The 230-nt window shown below is 77.4% G+C and carries 1 protein-coding gene; it reads left to right on the top strand.

Annotated features, from left to right (window positions below):
• A partial coding sequence (locus CUZ56_RS16120) for a hypothetical protein (protein WP_204250996.1) occupies positions 1-230 on the top strand: 230 nt, incomplete at both ends.

Genomic DNA, 230 nt, shown 5'->3' with positions numbered 1-230 from the left:
TCGGCGCCCTGCGCCGCCCCGAGGTCAAACGTATGCGCCGGCCGGCGGTGAACCTGGGCAAACGGCGCCCCACCGTGAATCTCGGCAAGCGGCGGGCCACCCCGCTGGGCCGCCGCCCGGCCCCGCTCGCGGCGACTGTGCCCCCGTTGGATCTGCCCGCCGGTTTCCCGGCGGCCGGGCAGTTGCCGCAGCTCACGACGGAACACCACCGCGGCCGGGCGCCCGTGCAC

The sequence above is a fragment of the Saezia sanguinis genome, from assembly GCF_003991585.1.
GTDB lineage: Bacteria > Pseudomonadota > Gammaproteobacteria > Burkholderiales > Burkholderiaceae_C > Saezia > Saezia sanguinis.
This window is presented reverse-complemented; position numbering and strand designations above follow the sequence as displayed.